17 protein-coding genes are annotated in these 21,765 nt (G+C 65.9%); 12 read left to right on the top strand and 5 right to left on the bottom strand.

From position 1 onward, the window contains the following. Window positions 1-34 precede the first annotated feature (34 nt). On the top strand, window positions 35-925 hold the full coding sequence (locus CV_RS18135; protein ID WP_011137212.1) for a LysR family transcriptional regulator: 891 nt from the start codon (window positions 35-37) through the stop codon (window positions 923-925). 63 nt (window positions 926-988) lie between these two features. On the opposite strand, the gene CV_RS18130 is transcribed toward CV_RS18135, so the two are convergent. Continuing rightward, on the bottom strand, window positions 989-3,226 hold the full coding sequence (locus CV_RS18130) for an NADP-dependent isocitrate dehydrogenase (protein WP_011137211.1): 2,238 nt from the start codon (window positions 3,224-3,226) through the stop codon (window positions 989-991). Window positions 3,227-3,561: 335 nt separating this feature from the next. On the opposite strand from CV_RS18130, the gene CV_RS18125 reads away from it, so the two are divergent. Further along, the gene (locus tag CV_RS18125) at window positions 3,562-4,239 is read left to right on the top strand and encodes a pseudouridine synthase (protein ID WP_043596675.1); all 678 of its coding nucleotides are present in this window, start codon (window positions 3,562-3,564) and stop codon (window positions 4,237-4,239) included. A gap of 131 nt (window positions 4,240-4,370) precedes the next feature. Here the strand turns inward: CV_RS18125 and CV_RS18120 are convergent, their stop codons facing one another. Next, window positions 4,371-4,796 (bottom strand): hypothetical protein, encoded by a 426-nt coding sequence (locus CV_RS18120; RefSeq protein ID WP_011137209.1) that lies wholly within the window; start codon window positions 4,794-4,796, stop codon window positions 4,371-4,373. A gap of 64 nt (window positions 4,797-4,860) precedes the next feature. After that, entirely contained in the window at window positions 4,861-7,401 is a 2,541-nt protein-coding gene (mutS, locus tag CV_RS18115; protein ID WP_043596673.1) for a DNA mismatch repair protein MutS, read from the bottom strand. A 156-nt stretch (window positions 7,402-7,557) separates the two neighbouring features. Here mutS and CV_RS18110 point away from each other — a divergent pair, with 156 nt between their 5' ends. The 9 genes from CV_RS18110 to ugpQ all read left to right on the top strand — a co-directional run bounded on the left by CV_RS18110 (window position 7,558) and on the right by ugpQ (window position 17,075). Continuing rightward, window positions 7,558-8,820: a glycerate kinase type-2 family protein gene (locus tag CV_RS18110; protein ID WP_011137207.1), complete on the top strand. Its 1,263-nt coding sequence runs from the start codon at window positions 7,558-7,560 to the stop codon at window positions 8,818-8,820. A gap of 206 nt (window positions 8,821-9,026) precedes the next feature. After that, window positions 9,027-9,602, top strand: coding sequence for a GbsR/MarR family transcriptional regulator (locus CV_RS18105; RefSeq protein ID WP_011137206.1), 576 nt, complete (start codon window positions 9,027-9,029; stop codon window positions 9,600-9,602). Then, a complete protein-coding gene (locus CV_RS18100) occupies window positions 9,599-10,945 on the top strand; it encodes a cytochrome ubiquinol oxidase subunit I (RefSeq protein ID WP_011137205.1) in 1,347 nt (448 codons plus the stop codon). The genes CV_RS18105 and CV_RS18100 overlap by 4 nt, the downstream gene beginning before the upstream one ends. Continuing rightward, window positions 10,942-11,952: a cytochrome d ubiquinol oxidase subunit II gene (locus tag CV_RS18095; protein ID WP_011137204.1), complete on the top strand. Its 1,011-nt coding sequence runs from the start codon at window positions 10,942-10,944 to the stop codon at window positions 11,950-11,952. The genes CV_RS18100 and CV_RS18095 overlap by 4 nt, the downstream gene beginning before the upstream one ends. A gap of 175 nt (window positions 11,953-12,127) precedes the next feature. Further along, window positions 12,128-13,456 carry a sn-glycerol-3-phosphate ABC transporter substrate-binding protein UgpB gene (gene ugpB, locus CV_RS18090; protein ID WP_011137203.1) on the top strand — a complete coding sequence of 443 codons (1,329 nt, stop codon included), beginning with the start codon at window positions 12,128-12,130 and terminating at the stop codon, window positions 13,454-13,456. Between the two features lie 57 nt (window positions 13,457-13,513). After that, a complete protein-coding gene (gene ugpA, locus CV_RS18085) occupies window positions 13,514-14,395 on the top strand; it encodes a sn-glycerol-3-phosphate ABC transporter permease UgpA (protein WP_011137202.1) in 882 nt (293 codons plus the stop codon). After that, window positions 14,395-15,234, top strand: coding sequence for a sn-glycerol-3-phosphate ABC transporter permease UgpE (gene ugpE, locus CV_RS18080; RefSeq protein WP_011137201.1), 840 nt, complete (start codon window positions 14,395-14,397; stop codon window positions 15,232-15,234). Before ugpA ends, ugpE begins: the two co-directional genes overlap by 1 nt. Before the next feature lie 13 nt (window positions 15,235-15,247). Next, entirely contained in the window at window positions 15,248-16,360 is a 1,113-nt protein-coding gene (locus CV_RS18075; protein WP_011137200.1) for a sn-glycerol-3-phosphate import ATP-binding protein UgpC, read from the top strand. Beyond that, window positions 16,323-17,075, top strand: a complete 753-nt coding sequence (ugpQ, locus tag CV_RS18070; RefSeq protein ID WP_043596668.1) for a glycerophosphodiester phosphodiesterase — start codon at window positions 16,323-16,325, stop codon at window positions 17,073-17,075. Before CV_RS18075 ends, ugpQ begins: the two co-directional genes overlap by 38 nt. A 3-nt stretch (window positions 17,076-17,078) precedes the next feature. Here ugpQ and CV_RS18065 read toward each other — a convergent pair whose 3' ends face one another. After that, on the bottom strand, window positions 17,079-17,807 hold the full coding sequence (locus CV_RS18065; protein ID WP_011137198.1) for a substrate-binding periplasmic protein: 729 nt from the start codon (window positions 17,805-17,807) through the stop codon (window positions 17,079-17,081). A gap of 421 nt (window positions 17,808-18,228) precedes the next feature. On the opposite strand from CV_RS18065, the gene CV_RS18060 reads away from it, so the two are divergent. Next, the gene (locus CV_RS18060; RefSeq protein WP_011137197.1) at window positions 18,229-19,644 is read left to right on the top strand and encodes an alanine/glycine:cation symporter family protein; all 1,416 of its coding nucleotides are present in this window, start codon (window positions 18,229-18,231) and stop codon (window positions 19,642-19,644) included. A gap of 80 nt (window positions 19,645-19,724) precedes the next feature. On the opposite strand, the gene CV_RS18055 is transcribed toward CV_RS18060, so the two are convergent. Then, the gene (locus CV_RS18055) at window positions 19,725-21,740 is read right to left on the bottom strand and encodes a methyl-accepting chemotaxis protein (RefSeq protein ID WP_011137196.1); all 2,016 of its coding nucleotides are present in this window, start codon (window positions 21,738-21,740) and stop codon (window positions 19,725-19,727) included. Between the last annotated feature and the right edge of the window lie 25 nt (window positions 21,741-21,765).

Here is a 21,765-nt window from a genome sequence, read left to right as displayed (position 1 = left end):
GACTTGGCTGAAATGTTTGTTATGGATTTTCATTATGTCTATCAGTCTGGAAGATCTCGAATTGCTGCTGGACGTGGCCGAGCTGGGCAGCTTCAGCCAAGCCGCCGCACGCAGGGGATGGTCGCAGCCTCAGGCCAGCCAGCGCGTCGCCTTGCTGGAGAAGCGCTTGGGCGCGCCGTTGTTCAGCCGGCACCGCCGCGGCGCGGAGCCGACGGCGGCTTGCCAGGCCTTCCTGCCGGCGGCGCGGGCGGCGCTGGATGCGCTGGCCGAGGGGCGGAATAGGCTGGCGGGAGCGGAGGGTTTGCCGCGGCTGAGGATGGCTTGCCTGCCTTCGTTGGCTGGCGTGATATTCGGACCCTTGCTGCATAGGCTGGCCGAGGCGCCGATGGAAATCCGCTGCGATACCGACCATTCGCCCCAGATACTGCAATTGTTGCTGGCAGGAGAGCTGGATATCGGTTTCGTGCTGCATCGGCCGGCCATTCCGGGGCTGGAACAGGACGTTCTGTGCGATTCGCCCATCGTGGCGGTGGCGGAAGCTGCCCATCCGCTGGCGGCGGCTGAGCGGCCGTTGTCGCTCGGCCGGCTTGCCGGATATCCGCTGGCGCCGCAGAACTGGGGGGAGGGCGCGGAAGAGCTGGTCCGTCGGCTGAGGGGCCAGTGCGCGTCGGCGCGGCCCATCCATTTGCTGCAACCGGCCGCGGCAGCGAGGGATCTGGCCTTGTGGCATGGCTACGTGGCCTTTGTGCCGCGGCTGGCGGTGAGGCAGGAGCTGGAGAAGGGCGTATTGCGGGAGTTGGCGCTGGCGGAGCCGGAACTGGGACGATGGCGGGTGATGATGGCATGGCGCGGCGGCAAGCGGCGCGATGCCGCCAAGACGATGGCGCTGGATGCGGCGAGGGCCCTGGCCCGCGACTGGCGTTAAGGGGAGGGCGCGCGCGGGCAAGAAAAAAGCCCCCGGAAAACCGGGGGCTGTGTTTCTGCTTCCTCAGGCGCGCACAGCGGCGATGGCGGCGTTGAAGGTGGCGCTGGGACGCATCACCGCGCTGCACTTGGTGGCGTCCGGCAGGTAGTAGCCGCCGATGTCGGCCGGCTTGCCCTGCACAGCCTTCAGCTCGGCCAGGATCTGCTGCTCGCCGTCGGCCAGTTGCTTGGCCACGGGCGCGAAGCGGGCCTGCAGTTCCTTGTCTTCGGACTGCTCGGCCAGCGCCTGCGCCCAGTACAGAGACAGGTAGAACTGGCTGCCGCGGTTGTCGAGCTCGCCGGTGCGGCGCGACGGGGACTTGTTCTCGTCCAGCAGCTTGCCGGTGGCCAGATCCAGCGTCTTGGCCAGGATCTTGGCCTTGGCGTTGCCGGTCTTGATGCCCAGGTCTTCCAGCGAGACCGCCAGCGCCAGGAATTCGCCCAGGCTGTCCCAGCGCAGGTGGTTCTCTTCCAAGAGCTGCTGCACGTGTTTCGGCGCCGAGCCGCCGGCGCCGGTTTCGTACATGCCGCCGCCGGCCATCAGCGGCACGATGGACAGCATCTTGGCCGAGGTGCCCAGCTCCATGATGGGGAACAGGTCGGTCAGGTAGTCGCGCAGGATGTTGCCGGTGACCGAGATGGTGTCCAGGCCCCTCGCCACGCGCTCCAGCGTGAAGCGCATCGCGCGCACCTGGGACATGATGTGGATGTCCAGGCCGCTGGTGTCGTGATCCTTCAGATAGGTCTGCACCTTCTTGATCAGTTCGTTCTCGTGCGGGCGGTACGGGTCCAGCCAGAACACCGCCGGCATGCCGGAGTTGCGGGCGCGGGTCACGGCCAGCTTGACCCAGTCGCGGATCGGCGCATCCTTCACCTGGCACATGCGCCAGATGTCGCCCTGCTCGACGTTCTGCGACAGCAGCACTTCGCCGGTGGCGAGGTCGACGATGTTGGCGACGCCATCTTCCTGGATTTCAAAAGTCTTGTCGTGCGAGCCGTATTCCTCGGCCTTCTGCGCCATCAGGCCGACGTTGGGCACGGTGCCCATGGTGCGCGGGTCGAAGTTGCCGTGCCATTTGCAGAAGTTGATCATCTCCTGGTAGATGCGGGCGAAGGTCGATTCCGGCATCACCGCCTTGCAGTCGTAGGGCTTGCCGTCGGCGCCCCACATCTTGCCGCCGGCGCGGATCATCGCCGGCATCGAAGCGTCGACGATCACATCGTTCGGCGAGTGGAAGTTGGTGATGCCCTTGGCGGAGTCCACCATCGCCAGGCGCGGACGGTGCTCCTGGCAGGCGTGCAGGTCGCGGATGATCTCTTCGCGCTTGGAGGCCGGCAGGGTCTCGATCTTCTCGTACAGCGTGGCCATGCCGTTGTTGACGTTGACGCCCAGCTCGTCGAACAGCTTGCCGTGCTTCTCGAACGCGTCCTTGTAGTAGATCTTGACGCAGTGGCCGAACACGATGGGGTGGGACACCTTCATCATGGTGGCCTTCACGTGCAGCGAGAACAGGATGCCGGCCTCGCGGCAGTCTTCCATCTCGCGCTCGTAGAACTCGCACAGCGCCTTCTTGCTCATGAACATGGAGTCGATGATTTCGCCGTCCTGCAGCGCGACTTTCGGCTTCAGCACGATGGTCTGGCCGCTCTTGGTCACCAGTTCCATCTTGACGTCGCGGGCCTTGTCCAGCGTGATCGACTTCTCGCCGTGGTAGAAGTCGCCGTGGTGCATGTGGGAGACGTGGGTCTGCGACCACTGCTTCCATTCGCCCATGGAATGCGGGTGCTTCTTCGCGTAGTTCTTCACCGCCAGCGGCGCGCGGCGGTCGGAGTTGCCTTCGCGCAGCACCGGGTTCACCGCGGAGCCCAGGCACTTGGCGTAGCGGTCCTTGATCGCCTTTTCTTGGTCGTTGGCCGGGTTTTCCGGGTAGTCGGGCAGCTTGTAGCCCTTGGACTGCAGCTCCTTGACGCAGGCGGCCAGCTGGGCCACCGAGGCGCTGATGTTGGGCAGCTTGATGATGTTGGCTTCCGGCTGCAGCGTCAGCTTGCCGAGTTCGGCCAGCGTGTTCGGAACCTTCTGCCCGTCGGTCAGATAGTCGGGGAATTCGGCCAGCACGCGCGCGGCCACGGAGATGTCTGCAGTGTCGACCTGGATGCCGGCGGAACCTGCGAACGCCTGCACGATGGGCAGGAAGGAACTGGTGGCCAGCGCCGGCGCTTCGTCGGTGAGGGTGTAGATGATTTTCGATTGTTCTGCTGGCATTACTCTATCTCCATGTTGATCTTGTGACGACAGAACGATTGCGCGAAGAGTTCATCGCTCGGACGATGTTCCGAGGAACACCGGAGCGCGCGGCAGCCCAGACGCGAGGGTCCGGCGGCTCTTGGGCAATTTTCAAAAGCGAATTATACCTCTTCTCACAGGCTTGGTTGGCGGCGCAACTGAAACTTTTATGCCTGATAACTGGCGGCAGGACGTTCGAATGCGAATAAAACGGTTGTTCGAAGGCCGGCGCCGCGGCGGCGCGCATGATATCGATCACGAACCGGCCCGGGCTTGCTATCATTCGCCTACCTTATGTTTTCCGTGTCGTCCGCATGCCCCAGCTCATTCTGCTCAACAAGCCTTACGGCGTGATCTGCCAGTTTTCCGAACACCCGACCCATCCGACGCTGAAGTCCTGCGTGCCGCAGGCCGGCGTGTATCCGGCCGGACGGCTCGATACCGACAGCGAAGGCCTGCTGCTGCTGACCGGAGACGGCGCCTTGCAGCACCGCATCGCCGATCCGCGCTGGAAACTGCCCAAGACCTACTGGGTGCAGGTGGAGGGCGACCCGAAAGAAGAACAGCTGGAGATGTTGCGCAGGGGCGTGGACCTGGGCGATTTCGTCACCCGGCCGGCCGAGGTCCGGCGCATCGAGACGCCGGAATTATGGCCGCGCAATCCGCCGGTGCGTTTTCGCAAGACGGTGCCGGATTGCTGGCTGGAAATCATCATCAGCGAAGGCAAGAACCGACAGGTGCGGCGGATGACGGCCAAGGCCGGATTGCCTACGCTGCGCCTGGTGCGGGTGGCCATCGGGCCTTGGAAACTGGACGGTTTGCAGCCGGGCGAGATGCGCGCGATTGACGTGCGGACTGAGGATTTGCCCAGGGGGGCGAGTGCCGGCCCGGGCGGCAAGCCAGGCGACCGGGCGCCGCAGAGCCGGAGCGCCGCGGCGGCCAAGAGCGGCAAGATCCCGAGCTTCCGCTTCGCGCGAAACCGGAAAGGCTAGCGCCGTACGGCTGCGGGACGCTTCGTCAGCAAGCGGCCCGCTACGTTCCGGAGGAGCCGAAATGCGAAGCGGGGAAGCCTGGCTTCCCCGCTCGGGCGCAGCGATTGCGCCTATCTTGGTTCACGGAGGGTTTACTGGCTATGGTGATCCTCGAAATAGGCGATCGGACCGGCGCTGGTCAGACCGATATGGAAATTCGAGCTTTCCGAGAACACCTCGCCGGCGCTTTCGGCGGCCCGCACAAATTCGAACAGAACTTCGACTTCCTTGAACTTGCGCGCCAGGATCAGATTGCCGTCGAGCCAGTTGCGGATTTCATCCGCATGCGGGTGCTGGTTCTCCAGCTGAAGCTGGAAACCCTCTCCGCTGATCAGACTGATGGCGGGCGGCATGCTGATGTCGAACTGGCTCAATTCCTTTTGCGCCAGCTCTGCGAAGCTGGACAGTTCGTGGTTGGCCTTTTCCCGGATATCGGAAAGGGCGATGGATCCGTCGTCCCCGATGTGGCCAAGCAGCTGGCTCAGGCTGGGAATGGCGGAGGCGGTTTCAAACGACATCACTTGCTCCTCTTCTGAACGTTACCATTTAGTAATAATAGGAAACGATTCTCGAGTGGGCTGGTCAATCGGCCAGTTTTTTGAGCTCATACAGGATTTCCAGCGCCTGTCGCGGGCTCAGCACGTCGGGATCGATCTCCTGTAGACGGTCCATTGCAGGACTAAGTTCCGGTTCGGAAGCGGGCGCCGGCGCGGAGAACAGGTCGGGCTGCACCCGGGCCGCCGACTGGTTTTCCAGCTCGGCCAGATGGCGTCGCGCGTCGCGTATCACCTTGGCCGGCACGCCGGCCAGCTGCGCCACCGCCAGGCCGTAACTCTGGCTGGCGGGGCCGTCCTCGACGTGGTGCAGAAACACGATGCGGTCCTTGTGCTCCACCGCCGACAGGTGAACGTTGGCCACCGCCGGGTATTCGCCGGCCAGCGTGGTCAGTTCGAAGTAGTGGGTGGCGAACAACGTGTAGGCACGGTTCTTTTCGATCAACGCGCGGGCGATGGCCCAGGCCAGCGCCAGGCCGTCGAAGGTGGACGTTCCGCGGCCCACCTCGTCCATCAGCACCAGCGAGTGCTCGCTGGCGTTGTTGAGGATGTTGGCGGTTTCGGTCATTTCCACCATGAAGGTGGAGCGGCCGCCGGCCAGGTCGTCGCTGGCGCCGATGCGGGTGAAGATGCGGTCGATGGGGCCGATCACGGCGCTGTCGGCCGGCACGAAGCTGCCGACGTGGGCCAGCAGCGTGATCAGCGCGTTTTGCCGCATATAGGTGGACTTACCGCCCATGTTCGGGCCGGTGATCAACAGCAGCTTGCGTTCGGCGGACAGCCTGGTGTCGTTGGCGATGAAGCGTTCGACTTCCGCTTCCACCACCGGGTGGCGGCCGGCGACGATGTCGAGCTTGGGCTCGGGCACGAACTGCGGCTCGGCGTAGTTGCCGATGGCGGCGCGTTGGGCGAAGGCGGACAGCACGTCCAGCGCCGCCACCGCCTGGGCGATCAGCTTCAGCTCGGCGATGTGCGGGGCCAACTGGTCCAGCAGCGCCTCGTACAGCTGCTTTTCCAGCGCCAGCGCCCGGTCCTGCGCGGTCAGCGCCTTGTCCTCGAATTCCTTCAGCTCCGGCGTGATGTAGCGCTCGGCGTTTTTCAGCGTCTGGCGGCGGCGGTAGTCGTCCGGCACCTTGTCCGACTGCGCCTTGGACACCTCGATGTAGAAGCCGTGCACGCGGTTGAACTCCACCTTCAGCGTGGTGATGCCGGTGCGTTCCTTCTCGCGCGCTTCCAGTTTCAGCAGGAAATCGCCGCAGTCGGTCTGGATCGCCCGCAATTCGTCCAGCACCGGGCTGAAGCCGTCATTGATCACGCCGCCGTCGCGCAGGAAGGTGGCCGGCTCCGGCAGGATGGCGGCGGCCAGCATCTTTTGCACCGGCGATTCGGTCGGCAGCACGCCGGCCAGCTCGTTCAACAGCTCGGAATCCAGCGAGGCCGCCAGCGCCTTGACGCCGGAAAGGGCGGTCAAGGAATCGCGCAGCGCCGACAGATCGCGCGGGCGGGCGGAACGCAGCGCCACCCGCGAGGTGATGCGCTCGATGTCGGACACCTGGTCCAGCTCGGCGTGCACGTCCTGGTAGCGCGACAGCAGCGCGCGCACCGCGCCGTGGCGGCGGGCCAGCTTGCCGTGGTTGCGCATCGGATGGTGCAGCCAGTGGCCGAGCAGGCGGCTGCCCATGCTGGTGGCGCAGGTGTCGAGCAGCGACGCCAGCGTCGGCGAGGCCTCGCCGCGTATGGTTTCGGTCAGTTCCAGATTGCGGCGGGTGGCGGCGTCCATGCGGATCAGCTCGCCGGCGTCTTCCACCGACAGCGCGGAGATGTGGGCCGGGTTCACGCCCTGGGTGGACTTCACGTATTCCAGCAAGGCGCCCGCCGCGCCGACGGCCACCGGTAGCGTGTCGGCGCCGAAGCCGGCCAGATCGCGGGTGCCGAAGTGGCGGGTCAGCGCCAGCTTGGACGATTCGATGTCGAACTGCCACGGCGGCAGCTTTTTCTTCGGGGTCGAGATGCCTTCGAAGGCGGCCAGGCCGGTGTCGTCGGGAATCACCAGCTCGGCCGGCTTCAAGCGTTCCAGCTCGCTGGCCAAGTCCTCGACGCTAGCTTGCATGATCTTGAACTCGCCGCTGGCCAGCGACAGCCAAGCCAGGCCCAGCACGCCCTTGACCATATTGACCGCCAGCACCAGGTTGTCGCGCTTGTCGTCCAGCAGCGCGGCGTCGGTCAGCGTGCCCGGCGTGACGATGCGCACCACCTTGCGCTCCACCGGCCCCTTGGCCAAGGCCGGGTCGCCGATCTGCTCGGCGATGGCCACCGATTCGCCCATCTTCACCAGCCGCGCCAGGTAGCCTTCGGCGGCGTGGTAGGGAATGCCGGCCATCTTGATCGGATTGCCGGCGCTGGCGCCGCGAGCGGTCAGGGTGATGTCCAGCAGCCGCGAAGCCTTTTCCGCGTCCTCGTAGAACAGCTCATAGAAATCGCCCATGCGGTAGAACAGCAGCTTGTCGGCGTGTTCGCGCTTCAGGGCTAGATATTGCTGCATCATCGGGGTGTGCTGGGGCGTGCTCATCGGGTGTCTGGCTCTGCTCTTGGTCTGTCTGGATAAATGCGTAACGCCCCGGTGAAGGCGGGGCGTTGGAATCGCCGCCATTCTAACGCGCGGCGGCGGGGGTGTCAGCCGCCGCCGGCTGCGGCAGAATGGCGTCATCGCCACCGGGGAAACGCCATGTCCGATCTCGATCCGCAATCCACGCTCCGCCGCCTGTTCGCCGCCGCCGTCGCCAGCGCGATGCCGGAGCGGCTGGCCGACCATCTGCCGCCGCCGCCTCGGGGCCGCACCGTGGTCGTCGGCGCCGGCAAGGCCGCCGCGGCGATGGCGCGGGCGCTGGAGCAAGCCTGGCCGGGCGAGCTGTCCGGCGTGGTGGCGACGCGCTACGGCCACGCGGTGGCGACCGAACGGATAGAAGTGCTGGAGGCGTCGCACCCGGTGCAGGACGAGGCGGGCTGCGCCGCCGCGCGGCGGATGCTGCAAGCGGTGAGCGGGCTGACGGCGGATGATCTGGTGATCTGCCTGCTGTCCGGCGGCGGCTCCGCCTTGTTGGCTTTGCCGGCGCATGGCGTCAGCCTGGAAGACAAGCAGGAGGTTAGCCGGCAGTTGCTGGCCTGCGGCGCCGGCATCGACGAGATGAACGCGCTGCGCAAGCATGTGTCCGCCATCAAGGGCGGGCGGCTGGCGCTGGCCTGCGCGCCGGCCAAGCTGGTGACGCTGGCGATTTCCGACGTGGTGGGGGACGATCCGGCAGTCATCGCTTCCGGGCCGACGGCGGCGGATCCCAGCACCTATGCCGACGCGCGCGCCGTGGTCGCCAAATATGGTTTGACCTTGCCGCGGGCAGTCACTGCGTTGCTGGCGGCGGAGCCGGACGAAACCCCCAAGCCGGGCGATGCCAGGCTGGCGCATGCCGAGTACCGGCTGATCGCGACGCCGCAGCTGGCTTTGCGGGCGGCCGCCACCGAGGCGGAGCGGCTGGGCCTGAACGTGCTGCAGCTCGGCGACAGCATAGAGGGCGAGGCGCGCGAGGCGGCCAAGGTGCACGCCGGCATCGCGCGGCAGATCGCCGCGCACGATTCGCCTGTGGCCAGGCCGGCGCTGATCCTGTCGGGCGGCGAAACCACGGTGACGCTGCGGGGCAAGGGCAGAGGCGGGCGCAACAGCGAATTCCTGCTGGCGCTGGCCATCGCGCTGGACGGCCTGCCCGGCGTGTACGCGCTGGCGGCGGACACCGACGGCATTGACGGCAGCGAGGACAACGCCGGCGCGCTGATTTCGCCCGATACGCTGGCGCGCGCGGCGGCGCTGGGCGTGAATGCCGGCGCGCGGCTGACCGACAATGACGGCTACGGCTTCTTCGCGGCGCTGGGCGATCTGCTGGTCACCGGCCCCACCCATACCAACGTCAACGATTTTCGCGCGATCCTGCTGCGGTAACGGAGTCGCGGCCAGCCGCGAGTCGGAACGCCGCCCGGCTCTCCACGATCCAGGCCATGCGATGCATGGCCTTTTTTGCGCGCGCATTCATGACATGGAGGTATGGTCAAGCCTACAGATCAGACTTTGTTCATCTTGACCCGAACTATCTTGGGCAACTATGATTCATATCAAAGTTTCAGAAATTCCTGAAAGTTGAGAATGTCATGAATATTCCACCTCTGGTGCAGGCTTTCGTGCTGCATTTCGGCGAGATGGGCAGCCGCTGGGGCATCAACCGCACGGTTGGCCAGATCTACGCCTTGCTGTACGTGTCGGAAAAACCGCTGAACGCCGACGAGATCGGCGAGGCGATAGGCTGTTCCCGCTCCAATGTCAGCATGGGGCTGAAGGAGCTGCAGTCGTGGCGGCTGGTCAAGCTGCAGCACTTCCCCGGCGACCGCCGCGAATACTTCTCCACGCCGGAAGACGTGTGGCTGATCTTCAAGACGCTGGCGGAGGAGCGCAAGAAGCGCGAGGTGGAGCCGACGCTGACCATGCTGCGCGGCGCCATCATGGAAAGCCCGGCCAGCGAGGCCGAACAGCACGCGCAGGCCAGGATGAAGGAGATGTACCAGCTGATCGAGCTGGTCACCACCTGGTTTTCCGACATCCAGCACATGGACGTGGAAACCCTGCAGCGGCTGATGAAGCTGGGCTCGCAGGTGCAGAAAGTGCTGCAGTTCACCCAGTCGCTGTCCCGGCTGGGCAACCGCGATCAAGACCGGGAGCACGCAGAATGATGACCGAACTCGACCCCGTCACGCTGGCGCGCATCCAGTTCGCCACCAATATCAGCTTTCACATCCTGTTTCCCACCATCAATATCGCGATGGCCTGGGTGCTGCTGTTCTTCAAGCTGCGCTTCCGCCAGAGCGGCGACCAGGGCTGGATGGACGCCTATGGCTTCTGGGTGAAGATCTTCGCGCTGTCATTCGCGCTGGGCGTGGTGTCCGGCGTGACGATGAGCTTCCAGTTCGGCACCAACTGGCCCGGCTACATGCAGACGGTGGGCAATATCGCCGGCCCGCTGCTGGCCTACGAGATCCTGACCGCCTTCTTCCTGGAGGCCGGCTTCCTCGGCATCATGCTGTTCGGCCGCTCGCGGGTACCGGAAAAGGTGCACACGCTGGCGACTTTCCTGGTGGCTTTCGGCAACACCGTGTCGGCATTCTGGATCATCGCGCTCAACTCCTGGATGCAGACGCCGACCGGCCACGTGATGCGCGACGGCCGCGCCCACGTGCTGAGCTGGTGGGAGGTGATCTTCAATCCGTCGATGCCGTACCGGCTGACCCACATGCTGATCGCTTCCGGCCTGACCGTGGCCTTCCTGGTGGCTGGCCTGTCCGCCTACCGTTACCTGCGCGGCGAGCGCGGCCGCGGCGTGATGGCGGCCTTGAAGACCGGCGTGTTCCTGGCCGCGCTGCTGATTCCGCTGCAGATCTTCGTCGGCGACATGCATGGCCTCAACACGTTGAAGCACCAGCCGGCCAAGCTGGCGGCGATAGAGGGCATCTGGCACACCGAGAAGGACGTGCCGCTGCTGCTGTTCGCGCTGCCCAACGCCGAAACCCGCAGCAACGACTACGCGATCGGCGTGCCGCAACTGGGCAGCCTGATCCTCACCCACACCTGGGGCGGCGAAATCAAGGGCCTCAACGAGTTCGCACAGCATCCGCCGGTGGCCAAGGTGTTCTGGAGCTTCCGCGTGATGGTGGGCATGGGCATGCTGATGCTGCTGGCGTCCTGGCTGGGCGCATGGCAGTTGAAACGGCGCGGCGAGGTGTCGCGCGGCCTGGCCAGGCTGCTGGTGTGGATGACCTTCTCCGGCTGGATCGCCACGCTGGCCGGCTGGTTCGTCACCGAGATCGGCCGCCAGCCCTGGCTGGTGACCGGCATCCTCACCACCGCGCAGGCGGCGGGGCCGGCCACCGCGCCGATGCTGTTCACCTCGCTGAGCACTTATCTCGCGCTGTACGCGCTGCTGCTGCTGGCTTACGTCTCGGTGCTGTTCCACCTGGCGCGCAAGGCCGGCTCGCATGAACTGGCCGCCAACGCCCAACTGAAGGAGAAACTGGCATGAGCGAGGCTTACTACCTGCCGGCGGTGTTCGCCGGACTGATGGCGCTGGCGATGCTGGTGTATGTGGTGCTGGACGGCTTCGACCTCGGCGTCGGCATCCTGCTGCCGCTGGCCAGCGACGAGGAAAAGGATCTGATGATCGCATCCATCGGTCCGTTCTGGGACGCCAACGAAACCTGGCTGGTGCTGGGCGCGGGCCTGCTGCTGGTGGCTTTCCCGCTGGCGCACGGCGTGGTGTTCGGCGCGCTGTACCTGCCGGTGCTGGCGATGCTGGTGGGGCTGATCCTGCGCGGCGTGGCCTTCGACTTCCGCGTCAAGGCGCAGGACCCGCACAAACCGTGGTGGAACGCGGCCTTCGCCGGCGGCTCGATGCTGGCGGCGCTGGCCCAGGGCGTGATGCTGGGCCGCTATCTGACCGGCTTCGCCGACACCTCCACTTCCTGGCTGTTCTCGTTGGTGGTGGGCATCGGCCTGGCGCTGGCCTACGCGCTGCTCGGCGCCTGCTGGCTGGTGATGAAGGCTCATGGCGGCTTGCAGGCCAAGGCGATACGTTGGGCGCAGCTGAGCCTGTACGGCGCCGGCACCGCGGTGGTGGCGGTGTCGCTGGTGACGCCGCTGGCCAATCCGGCCATCGCCGCCAAGTGGTTCGCGCTGCCGCAATTCCTGCTGTTGCTGCCGCTGCCGCTGGGCACGCTGGCGCTGTTCGTGCTGCTGATCGCCTGCCTGCCCAGGCTGGCCCGCCGCCAGGCCGCCGGCAACGACAGCTTCTGCTGGCTGCCGTTCGCCGCCAGCGTCGGCATCGTGCTGCTGTCGTTCTGGGGACTGACTTACAGCGTGTTTCCGGAGGTGGTGCTGGGCCGGATGACCATCTGGCAGGCGGCGGCTGACCCGGAAGCGCTGTGGGTGATACTGTGGGGCGCCATCGTGGTGCTGCCCTGCATCATCGGCTACACCGCTTTCGCCTACCGGGTGTTCTGGGGCAAGGCCGACAAGCTCAGCTACCAGTAGAGCGGGGCAAAAAACAAAAAAGCGCGCCGGCATGGCGCGCTTTTTTTGCGTCTTCATTCCATTTTTGCGTCTTGATGCAAATTTAATGTCATATTATCGTAACGATACTGTCATTTTGTCCGGCCACAATCCGCCGCGTGAATGCCAGCCGCCATAACGATAAATGGAGAAGCCGATGTCCCGAGCCCTGTCCCTCACCTTACGCCGCGCCGCCGCGCTCGCGCCGCTGACGCTGGCCTTGTCCCTGCCGGCGCAGGCCGCCACCGAAATCCAGTTCTGGCATTCGATGGAAGGCTCGCTGGGCGACCGCGTCAACGCCATCGCCGCCCAGTTCAACGCCAGCCAGAAGGACTACAAGGTGGTGCCGGTGTACAAGGGCCAGTACGACGAGTCGCTGGCCGCGGCCATCGCCGCCTACCGCAGCGGCAACGCGCCCGCCGTCGTCCAGGTGTTCGAAGTGGGCACCGCCACCATGATCCAGGCCAAGAAAGCGGTCAAGCCGGTATACCAGATGATGGCCGACGCCGGCGAAAAGCTGGACGAGAAAGCCTTCATCCCGGCGGTGGCCAGCTATTACAGCGACGCCAAGACCGGCCATCTGCTGTCCTTGCCGTTCAATAGCTCCACCCCGGTGCTGTACTACAACAAGGACGCGTTCAAGAAGGCAGGCCTGCCGGACGCGCCGCCCAAGACCTGGCCGGAACTGGCCGCCGCCGCCGCCAAGCTGAAGGCTTCCGGCATGCGTTGCGGCTACAGCACCGGCTGGCAGGGCTGGGTGCAGCTGGAGAACTTCAGCGCCTGGCACAGCCTGCCGTTCGCCAGCCAGGACAACGGCTTCGGCGGCGGTAACGCCACGCTGCAGTTCAACGGCCCGGTCCAGGTCAAGCACATCGAATTCCTGGCCAAGATGGCCAAGGACGGCACCTTCAGCTACGCCGGCCGCAAGGACGAGGCGACGCTGAAGTTCTACAGCGGCGAATGCGGCATCATGACCGGCAGCTCCGGCTCGCTGGCCAATATCCGCAAGAACGCCAAGTTCGCCTTCGGCATGGGCATGATGCCCTACGATCCGGCGGTGAAGGGCGCGCCGCAGAATGCCTTGATCGGCGGCGCCAGCCTGTGGGTGATGGCCGGCAAGTCCCCGGCCGAGTACAAGGGCGTGGCCCGCTTCTTCAAGATGCTGGTCTCGCCGGAAGTGATGGCCAAATGGCACCAGGACACCGGCTACCTGCCGGTGGTGAACGCCGCCTATGATTTGTCGCGCAAGCAGGGCTTCTACGACAAGAACCCGGGCGCCGACATCGCCACCCGCCAGATGCAGAACAAGCCGCCCAAGTCCTATACCCGCGGCCTGCGCCTGGGCTACATGCCGCAGATCCGCACGGTGATGGACGAAGAGCTGGAAGAAGTGTGGACCGGCAAGAAGAGCGCCAAGGCCGCGCTGGACAGCGCCGTGCTGCGCGGCAACGAGCTGCTGCGCCGTTTCGAGAAAACCGCCAATTGATCCATCCGGAAACGGGCGCGCCGCGAGGCCGCCCGTTTTTCTCGATAGAGTCCACGCATGCAGAATCGCATTCATTTTTCCAATCGCTGGCTGGGTTTCGCCTTGATGGCGCCGCAGCTGGCGATCACCTTGATCTTCTTCCTGTGGCCGGCGCTGGAGGCGCTGTGGCAGTCGGTGCAGCAGCAGGACCCGTTCGGCCTGGACAGCCAGTTCGTCGGCCTGGCCAATTTCAGCCTGCTGTTCCATGACCCGCTGTATCTGGGCACCATCCAGACCACGCTGCTGTTCAGCGCGCTGGTGACCTTGCTGGGCACCGGCAGCGCGCTGATCCTGGCGGTGATGGCCAATCAGATCGTCCGCGGCAGGCGCGTCTACCAGACGGTGCTGATCGCGCCGTACGCCATCGCGCCGTCGGTGGTGGCGGTGCTGTGGCTGTTCCTGTTCAACCCCAGCCTGGGCTGGATCAGCTACCTGCTGCGCGAGGCCGGCTACGAGTGGAACCACGCGCTCAACGGCGGCCAGGCGCTGCTGCTGGTGGTGCTGGCCTCGGCCTGGAAGCAGATCAGCTACAACTTCCTGTTCTTCTACGCCGGCCTGCAGGCGATACCGGCGTCCTTGATCGAAGCGGCGGCGATAGACGGCGCCGGCCCCTTGCGCCGCTTCCGCGACCTGGTGTTCCCGTTGCTGTCGCCGACCAGCTTCTTCCTGCTGGTGGTCAACCTGGTGTACGCCTTCTTCGATACTTTCGCGGTGATCGACGCAGCCACCGGCGGCGGGCCGGGCAAGTCCACCGAGACCATGATCCTCAAGGTGTATCTGGAAGGCTTCAAGGGCCTGGACCTGGGCAGCTCGGCCGCGCAGTCGGTGGTGCTGATGGCGGTGGTCGGCCTGTTGACGCTGATCCAGTTCCGTTACGTGGAAAGAAAGGTGCAGTACTGATGGTGGAGAACCGTAAAGGGCTGGACCTGTTCTGCCACGCGATGCTGATCGCGGGCATGCTGGTGGTGGCCTTTCCCTTGTATCTGATGCTGGTCGCCGCCAGTCAGGACGCCGATCAGGTGACGCGGGTGCCGCTGTCGCTGCTGCCCGGCAGCCAGCTGTGGACCAACCTTTCCACCGTGCTGTGGAACGGCAGCGGCGGGTTGGCGGTGCCGCTGGCGCGCACGCTGTGGAACAGCTTCGTGATGGCGATGCTGATCGCCGTCGGCAAGATCGTCATTTCCTTCCTGTCGGCCTACGCCATCGTCTATTTCCGCTTCCCGCTGCGCAAGACCGGCTTCGCGCTGATCTTCGTCACACTGATGCTGCCGGTGGAGGTGCGCATCTTCCCGACGGTGGAAGTGGTGACCAAGATGGGGCTGATCAACAGCTATACCGGCCTGACGCTGCCCTTGATCGCGTCCGCCACCGCCACCTTCCTGCTGCGGCAGTTCTTCATGACGCTGCCCAAGGAATTGATGGAGGCGTCGCGGGTGGACGGCGCGGGGCCGATCCGCTTCATGGTGGACGTGGTGCTGCCCTTGTCGCGCACCAATATCGCGGCCTTGTTCGTGATTACCTTCATCTACGGCTGGAACCAGTATCTGTGGCCGCTCTTGGTCACCCATGATCCGGCGATGTCCACCTCGGTGATCGCGATCAAGGGCATGCTGGGCGAGGGCGCGGTGCAGTGGCACCTGGTGATGGCGTCCGCGCTCTTGACCCTGCTGCCGCCGCTGGCGGTGGTGATCGGCATGCAGCGCTGGTTCGTCAAGGGCCTGGTGGACAACGAGAAATGAGAAAGAGCGCCAAATGGCAAAACTGAGTCTGAAGAATATCGCCAAGCGCTATCCCGGCGCCGAGCGCCGGGTGCTGGAAGAGATTTCGGCGGAGATCGCCGACGGCGAGTTCGTGGTCATCGTCGGCCCGTCCGGCTGCGGCAAATCCACGCTGCTGCGGATGGTGGCCGGGCTGGAGAGCACCGAGGACGGCGAGATCCGCATCGGCGAGCGCCTAGTCAACCAGTTGGAGCCCAAGGACCGCGACATCGCGATGGTGTTCCAGAACTACGCGCTGTATCCGCACATGACGGTGGCGGAGAACATGGGCTACGCGCTCAAGCTCAAGGGCCTGAAGAAGGTTGAGATCATGGAGCGGGTGCTGAAGGTGGCCGCGGTGCTGGAGCTGGAGCAGCTGTTGCAGCGCAAGCCGCGCGAGCTGTCCGGCGGCCAGCGCCAGCGGGTGGCGATGGGCCGCGCCATCGTGCGCGAGCCGGCGGTGTTCCTGTTCGACGAGCCGCTGTCCAACCTGGATGCCAAGCTGCGCGGCCAGATGCGGCTGGAAATCCAGCGCCTGCACCGCCGGCTGGCCACCACCAGCCTGTATGTCACCCACGATCAGGTGGAGGCGATGACGCTGGCCGACCGCGTGATCGTGCTGAACAAAGGCCATATCGAGCAGATCGGCGCGCCGGACGAAATCTACGACCGGCCGGCCACCGCCTTCGTCGCCGCCTTCATGGGCTCGCCGGGGATGAATCTGTTCGACGCGCAGGCGGACGAGAGCGGCGAGCGGCTATTGCTCGGCGACGGCGTATCGCTGGCGCTGCCGGCGGCCAATCCGGCGCTGGCGGGGCGCAGGCTGAAGGCCGGCATCCGCCCCGAGCATCTGCGCGCGGCGGGCGAGGGCGGCGAGACGCTGAGCCTGCGGGTGGACAGCCTGGAGATGCTGGGCGCCGACAATTATGTCTACGGCTTGCTGGCCGGGCAGAACGTGGTGGCGCGGCTGGCGCATGGCCATCGGCCCGAGCCGGGCAGCCGGCTGGAAGTGGCGGTGCGCGCCGAGTCGCTGCACCTGTTCGACGCGGAAACACAGAGGAGAATCGAGCATGCCGCAGCATCGCAAGCAAGCCTGGCCGTATCCTGAGGTCGTCGCCCACCGCGGCGGCGGCACGCTGGCGCCGGAAAACACCGTCGCCGGCTTCCGCGAGGGCATCCGCTACGGCTACCGCGCCGCCGAGTGCGACGTGAAGCTGTCGGCCGACAACGTCTGCTTCCTGCTGCACGACGACACCGTGGACCGCACCAGCAACGGCAAGGGCGAAGCAAAAGCCAAGACCATGGCCGAGTTGTCGCAGCTGGACGCCGGCGGCTGGAAAGGCGCGGCCTTCGCCGGCGAGGCGCTGCCGACGCTGGCCAATGTGGCGGCCTGCTGCCTGGCGCAGGACATGCTGCTGAATATCGAGATCAAGCCCTGCCCGGGGCGCTTCGAGGAAACCGGCCGGCTGGTGGCGCAAGAAGCCGCGCGGCTGTGGGCCGGCGCGTCGCCGCCGCCCTTGCTGTCCTCGTTCGAGATCGACGCCTTGCGCGCGGCCAAGGCCGCCGAGCCGGCGCTGCCGCGCGCCTTCCTGTGCGAGGAGATTCCGGCCGACTGGCGCGCCATCCTGGCCGAGCTGGACTGCGTGGCGCTGCACTGCGACCACCAGACCCTGACCGAGCAGCTGGCGCGCGACATCAAGGCCGCCGGCTACCAGCTGTTGTGCTACACGGTCAACGATCCGGCCGACGCCCGCCGCTTGCTGGGCTGGGGCGTGGACAGCCTGTGCACCGACAGGCTGGACCTGTTGCCGGCGCGCGGCTAGCGCTCACTGCGCCCAGCGCTGGAATATGGGCTGCAGCGCGCCGCTCTGCTGCAGCCGTTTCAGCGCCGCCTCGAACTGCCGCGCGCGCGGATCGCCCTTGGCGAAGGCCACGTAGCGCGGCATCTCCACCAACGGCCTGGGCAGCACCTTCACCAGGCCGGCGGCCCTTTGCTCCTGGATGAAGTACATCAGCTGCACCTTGTCGCCGATGATGACATCCACCCGGCCGGCCAGCAGCATCGCCACCAGCTGGCGCGGCGAGCCGGCGTGGTCGTCGCGGGTGAGCGGGGCCTTGTCGAATTCGGTGTCGTAGCTGTAGCCGCGCACCTGGCCGATCACATAGGGCTTGAGATCGGCCAGGCCGCGCCAATCCGTGAGCGGGTTGCGCTTCATGACGACGAACACCGTCTGGCCCTTGCGCAGCGGGCCGACCAGATCGTATTGCGCGCGGCGCTCCGCGGTGCCGGTGAACACGAAGCCGGCGTCGGCCTCCTTCAGCGCCAGTTGCTGCTTCACCCGTTCCCAGGGCAGCAGGCTGATGCGGAACGGCTGCCCGGTCTCGCGCATCACCGCGCTGACCAGTTCCACGTCCAGCCCCCGCGGGGCAAGGTCCTCGGACAGATAGCTGTAGGGTTCGAAATTGGCGTCCGCCACCAGCCGCCAGGCTGGTTTGTCGGCGGCCGGCACAAGGGCGGCTGCGCAGAGCAGCGCGCACCAGAACAGGGATTTCATCCGCGTCTCGACTCCTGTGTCGGTAGGCCATCCCGCTGGCCGGATCCGCATCGAATGCTTCAGCTTAGCATTTGGATGCGGCGGTCAAGCATGCCGCCGGAGACATTTGGCAAGCCGTTCGTTTGCAATTCATTTACTTATTTTTGATTGTCAGTGTGGGAACTTTATTGCTAGATTTTTCGAGATTTCGCCCTCCGGGCGGAACCTTATGGCTAACATTCCCGCCAGTGTGATTTTCCCTTCACTCGAGCATCCCGTGCGCGGCCGACCGGCCGCCTGCCTGTCCTTCCATCTCGTTAGGCGCAGCATGAAACGGTGGCCTTGCGCCCGCTCGCAATGATTTCACCCGGCGTCAGACCGGGAGACCGTTCCGCGGCCGCGCGCCGTGGACTCCGATACGCTCAGGACAACAAGGAAAACCATGGAGTTGCTTCATTCTTTGATCAATGCCGTCAACGACGTGCTGTGGGGCAAGGTGCTGATCGCCCTGCTGTTGGCGGTGGGTCTGTATTTCTCGCTGCGTTCCGGTTTGTTGCAGCTGAGGCTGTTCTCGCGCGGTTGGCGCGAAATGATGGGCGGCCGCGGCGGCCATGTCAGCAAGAATGACATCTCGCCGTTCCAGGCCTTCGCCACCGGCCTCGCCAGCCGCGTGGGCACCGGCAACATCGCCGGCGTCGCCATCGCCATCGCCGCCGGCGGTCCCGGCGCGGTGTTCTGGATGTGGCTGACCGCCTTGCTCGGCATGTCCAGCGCCTTCGTCGAATCGACGCTGGCCCAGCTGTTCAAGACCAGCCACCACGACGACACTTTCCGCGGCGGCCCCGCTTACTACATCCAGAAGGGCCTGGGCCTGCGCTGGCTGGGCGTGCTGTTCGCGCTGTGCCTGATCCTGGCTTTCGGCCTGGTGTTCAACGCGGTGCAGGCCAACTCCATCGTCGCCGCGACCGAAGGCGCCTGGGGCTGGAACCGCTATGCGGTGGGCGTCGGCCTGGTGCTGTTGACCGCACCGGTGATCTTCGGCGGCGTGCGCTCGGTGGCGCGGGTGGCGGAGTGGCTGGTGCCGGTGATGGCGCTGATCTACCTGCTGATGGCCTTCTACGTGCTGGCCATCCACGCGGCCGAACTGCCGGGCCTGGTGGCGCTGATCGTCAAGAGCGCGCTGGGCCTGGAGCAAGCCGCCGGCGGCGTGGCCGGTTACGCGGTCAGCCAGGCGATGATGCTGGGCATCAAGCGCGGCCTGTTCTCCAACGAGGCCGGCATGGGTTCGGCGCCCAACGCCGCCGCGACCGCCACCTCCAAGCATCCGGCCAGCCAGGGCGCGATCCAGATGTTCGGCGTGTTCATCGACACCATGGTGGTGTGCACCGCCACCGCGGCCATCATCCTGCTGTCCGGCGTGCACGACCAGGGACTGAGCGGCGTCGCGCTGACGCAGAAGGCCGTCGAATCGCAGTTCGGCCCGATCGGCGTGTCCTTCCTGGCGGTGGCGATGTTCCTGTTCGCGTTCTCGTCCATCCTGGGCAATTACGCCTACGCCGAGGGCAACGTGGAGTTCATCCGCAACAACAAGCGCGCCTTGCTGGGCTTCCGCCTGGTGGTGCTGGCCATGGTGATGTTCGGCGCGCTGGCCAGCCTGCCGCTGGTATGGGACATGGCCGATCTGGCGATGGGCCTGATGGCGCTGATCAACCTGGTGGCCATCGTGCTGCTGTCGCGCTATTTCTTCACCGTGCTGGGCGATTACCAGCGCCAGCTGAAGGCCGGCGTCGCCGCGCCGGAATTCAAGGCCGACCAGTATCCGGAACTGGCCGGCAAGGTGGAGAAGGGCGTCTGGTAAGCCTGTCTCCCAATCCGCGATGACGAAGCCCGCCGTTTCCGGCGGGCTTTTTGTTTGGACGGCGCGGGCGAGCCCGGCGGTCAGACGGTGAAGCGTCCGGCCAGGCCCGTCAGTCTTTGCGAGATGGCCTGCAGCTCGCCGGCGGTTTGCGCGCTGTCCCGGACCGCCATGCTGTTTTGCTCCGACATCTTCGACACCTGCTCCACGTTCAGCGCCAGCGCCTGGCTGGCGCTGCTCTGCTCGCGCAGCGAGGAGGTGATCTGGTGGATGCTGTCCAGCACGTCGTCGACGCAGTGGCGGATGTTGTCCATGCTGGAACCCGCTTCGCGGGCGCGCTGCTGGCCGTCCATGATGGATTTCATGCCCTGTTGCATGCTGTCGTTGCCTTTCTGCGCGGTGTTCTGGATCTGGTTGACGATATTGCTGATTTCCGTGGTCGACAGCGCGGTGCGCTCCGCCAGCTTCCTCACCTCGTCGGCCACCACCGCGAAGCCGCGGCCCATTTCGCCGGCGCGCGCGGCCTCGATCGCCGCGTTCAAGGCCAGCAGATTGGTCTGATCGGCCACGTCGCGGATCACGTCGACGATGCCGACGATGGATTCGGACTGCCGGCCCAGGTCGGTGATGGTGTCGGATACCGAGGACACGTCGCGCACGATGCCGTCCATGGTGCTGGCGGTGGCGGCGATCACCCGGTTGCCGTCCGACGAGCGGCTGGCCGCGTCTGTCGACAAGCGGTCGGCCTGTTCGGACTGTTCCGCGCACACCGACAGGCTGGTGCTCAGCTGCTCTATCGCCGCCGCCATGCTGGCGGCCGCCTCGCTCTGCTGGGCGCTGCCGACGGAGATGCTTTGCGCGCTGTGGGCCATCGCGTCGGCGGCCCGGGTGACCTCGCCCGAGGTCTCCAGCAACTGGCTCACGGTTTCGCGCAACTGGTTGCGCATCTGGCGGATCGCCGCCAGCAGGCTGAGCTCGTCCCGCTCGCGCAGGTGGATGCGGGTATCCAGCCGGCCGGCCGCCAGCTGTTCCACCACCTGTTGCACGTAGCGCGGCTCGCCGCCCAGCTGCAGCGTGATGGACAGGTAGAGCTGGTGGAACAGGAAGATGGCCAGCAGCATCGATGCGACCCCGATGGCGATGTAGCTGTTGCGCTGGCTGGCGGTGCGGTCTATCCGCGCCTGCAGCAGCTGATCCAGGCGGCCCAGGCCGGCGTCGATGTAGGCGGCGACGGTCTGGGCGGCGTCGGCGCTGTGCCCGGCCACCTTCAGCCCGCTTGCGCCCGTCTTGCCGCCGACCGCGTCGTCTATCGCCGGCAGCTGGCCTTTCAGCGCCGCCGCGAGCTTGTCCGCCTGGGACGCCATGTCCGCTTTCAGCGCGGCGTTGTAGGCGACGGCCTTGGCGATGTCGCTGCCCAGGCCGTCATTGACTTCGGCGATCAGCGGCCTCAGCTCCACCAGGCGGTCGCGCTGGGCGGGATCGAGCGGGTGGCCGGCTTCCGCCAGCGAGGCGATGGCGTTGGCCTCGCCCAGATGGCTGATCAGCGTGGTCAGCTTGGCGGTGGCGGCGTCCATCAGGTAATAAGTGTCGATGTCCGGATCCAGCGTCAGGTTGGAATTGTCGCTGATGACGCCGATCAGATTATTCAGCTTGTCGCTGAGATTGCCGTAGGCAGCGATCCATTGCGTAGGCTGGGCGGATTGCGTGGCCTTCAGCTTGTCCCAGGCGGCAGAGGCGTCCTTCCAGGCGGCGTCGCTGGCCAGCTCGGCGCCTAGCCGGCCGTTGGCGTCCTGCAGCGCCTGCCACTTGCCTTGCAGCTGCTGCATGGCCGAGGGCAGCTCGTTCCGGGCCTGGGCGTTGCCCAGCGCGGCGCGCACCGCCACTTCCTGGCCTTGCTGCGCCTGGGCCAGCATCGCGGTCAGCGGCCGCATGTAGGCGACGCCCACTTTTTCCTTGGCGGTGGATTCGATATTGTCCTGGTTGCTGCGGTACAGACCGTAGACCAGGTACAGCAGCGCCGCGGCGAACAGCACGCCGATCACGGCGAAGCGCTGCGGATAGCTCAGGCGCTGCATCAGCCTGACGATGGGCGTGGACATGGGCGGCTCCTTGCAAAAGCGGGCT

The organism is Chromobacterium violaceum ATCC 12472, from assembly GCF_000007705.1.
GTDB lineage: Bacteria > Pseudomonadota > Gammaproteobacteria > Burkholderiales > Chromobacteriaceae > Chromobacterium > Chromobacterium violaceum.
This window is presented reverse-complemented; position numbering and strand designations above follow the sequence as displayed.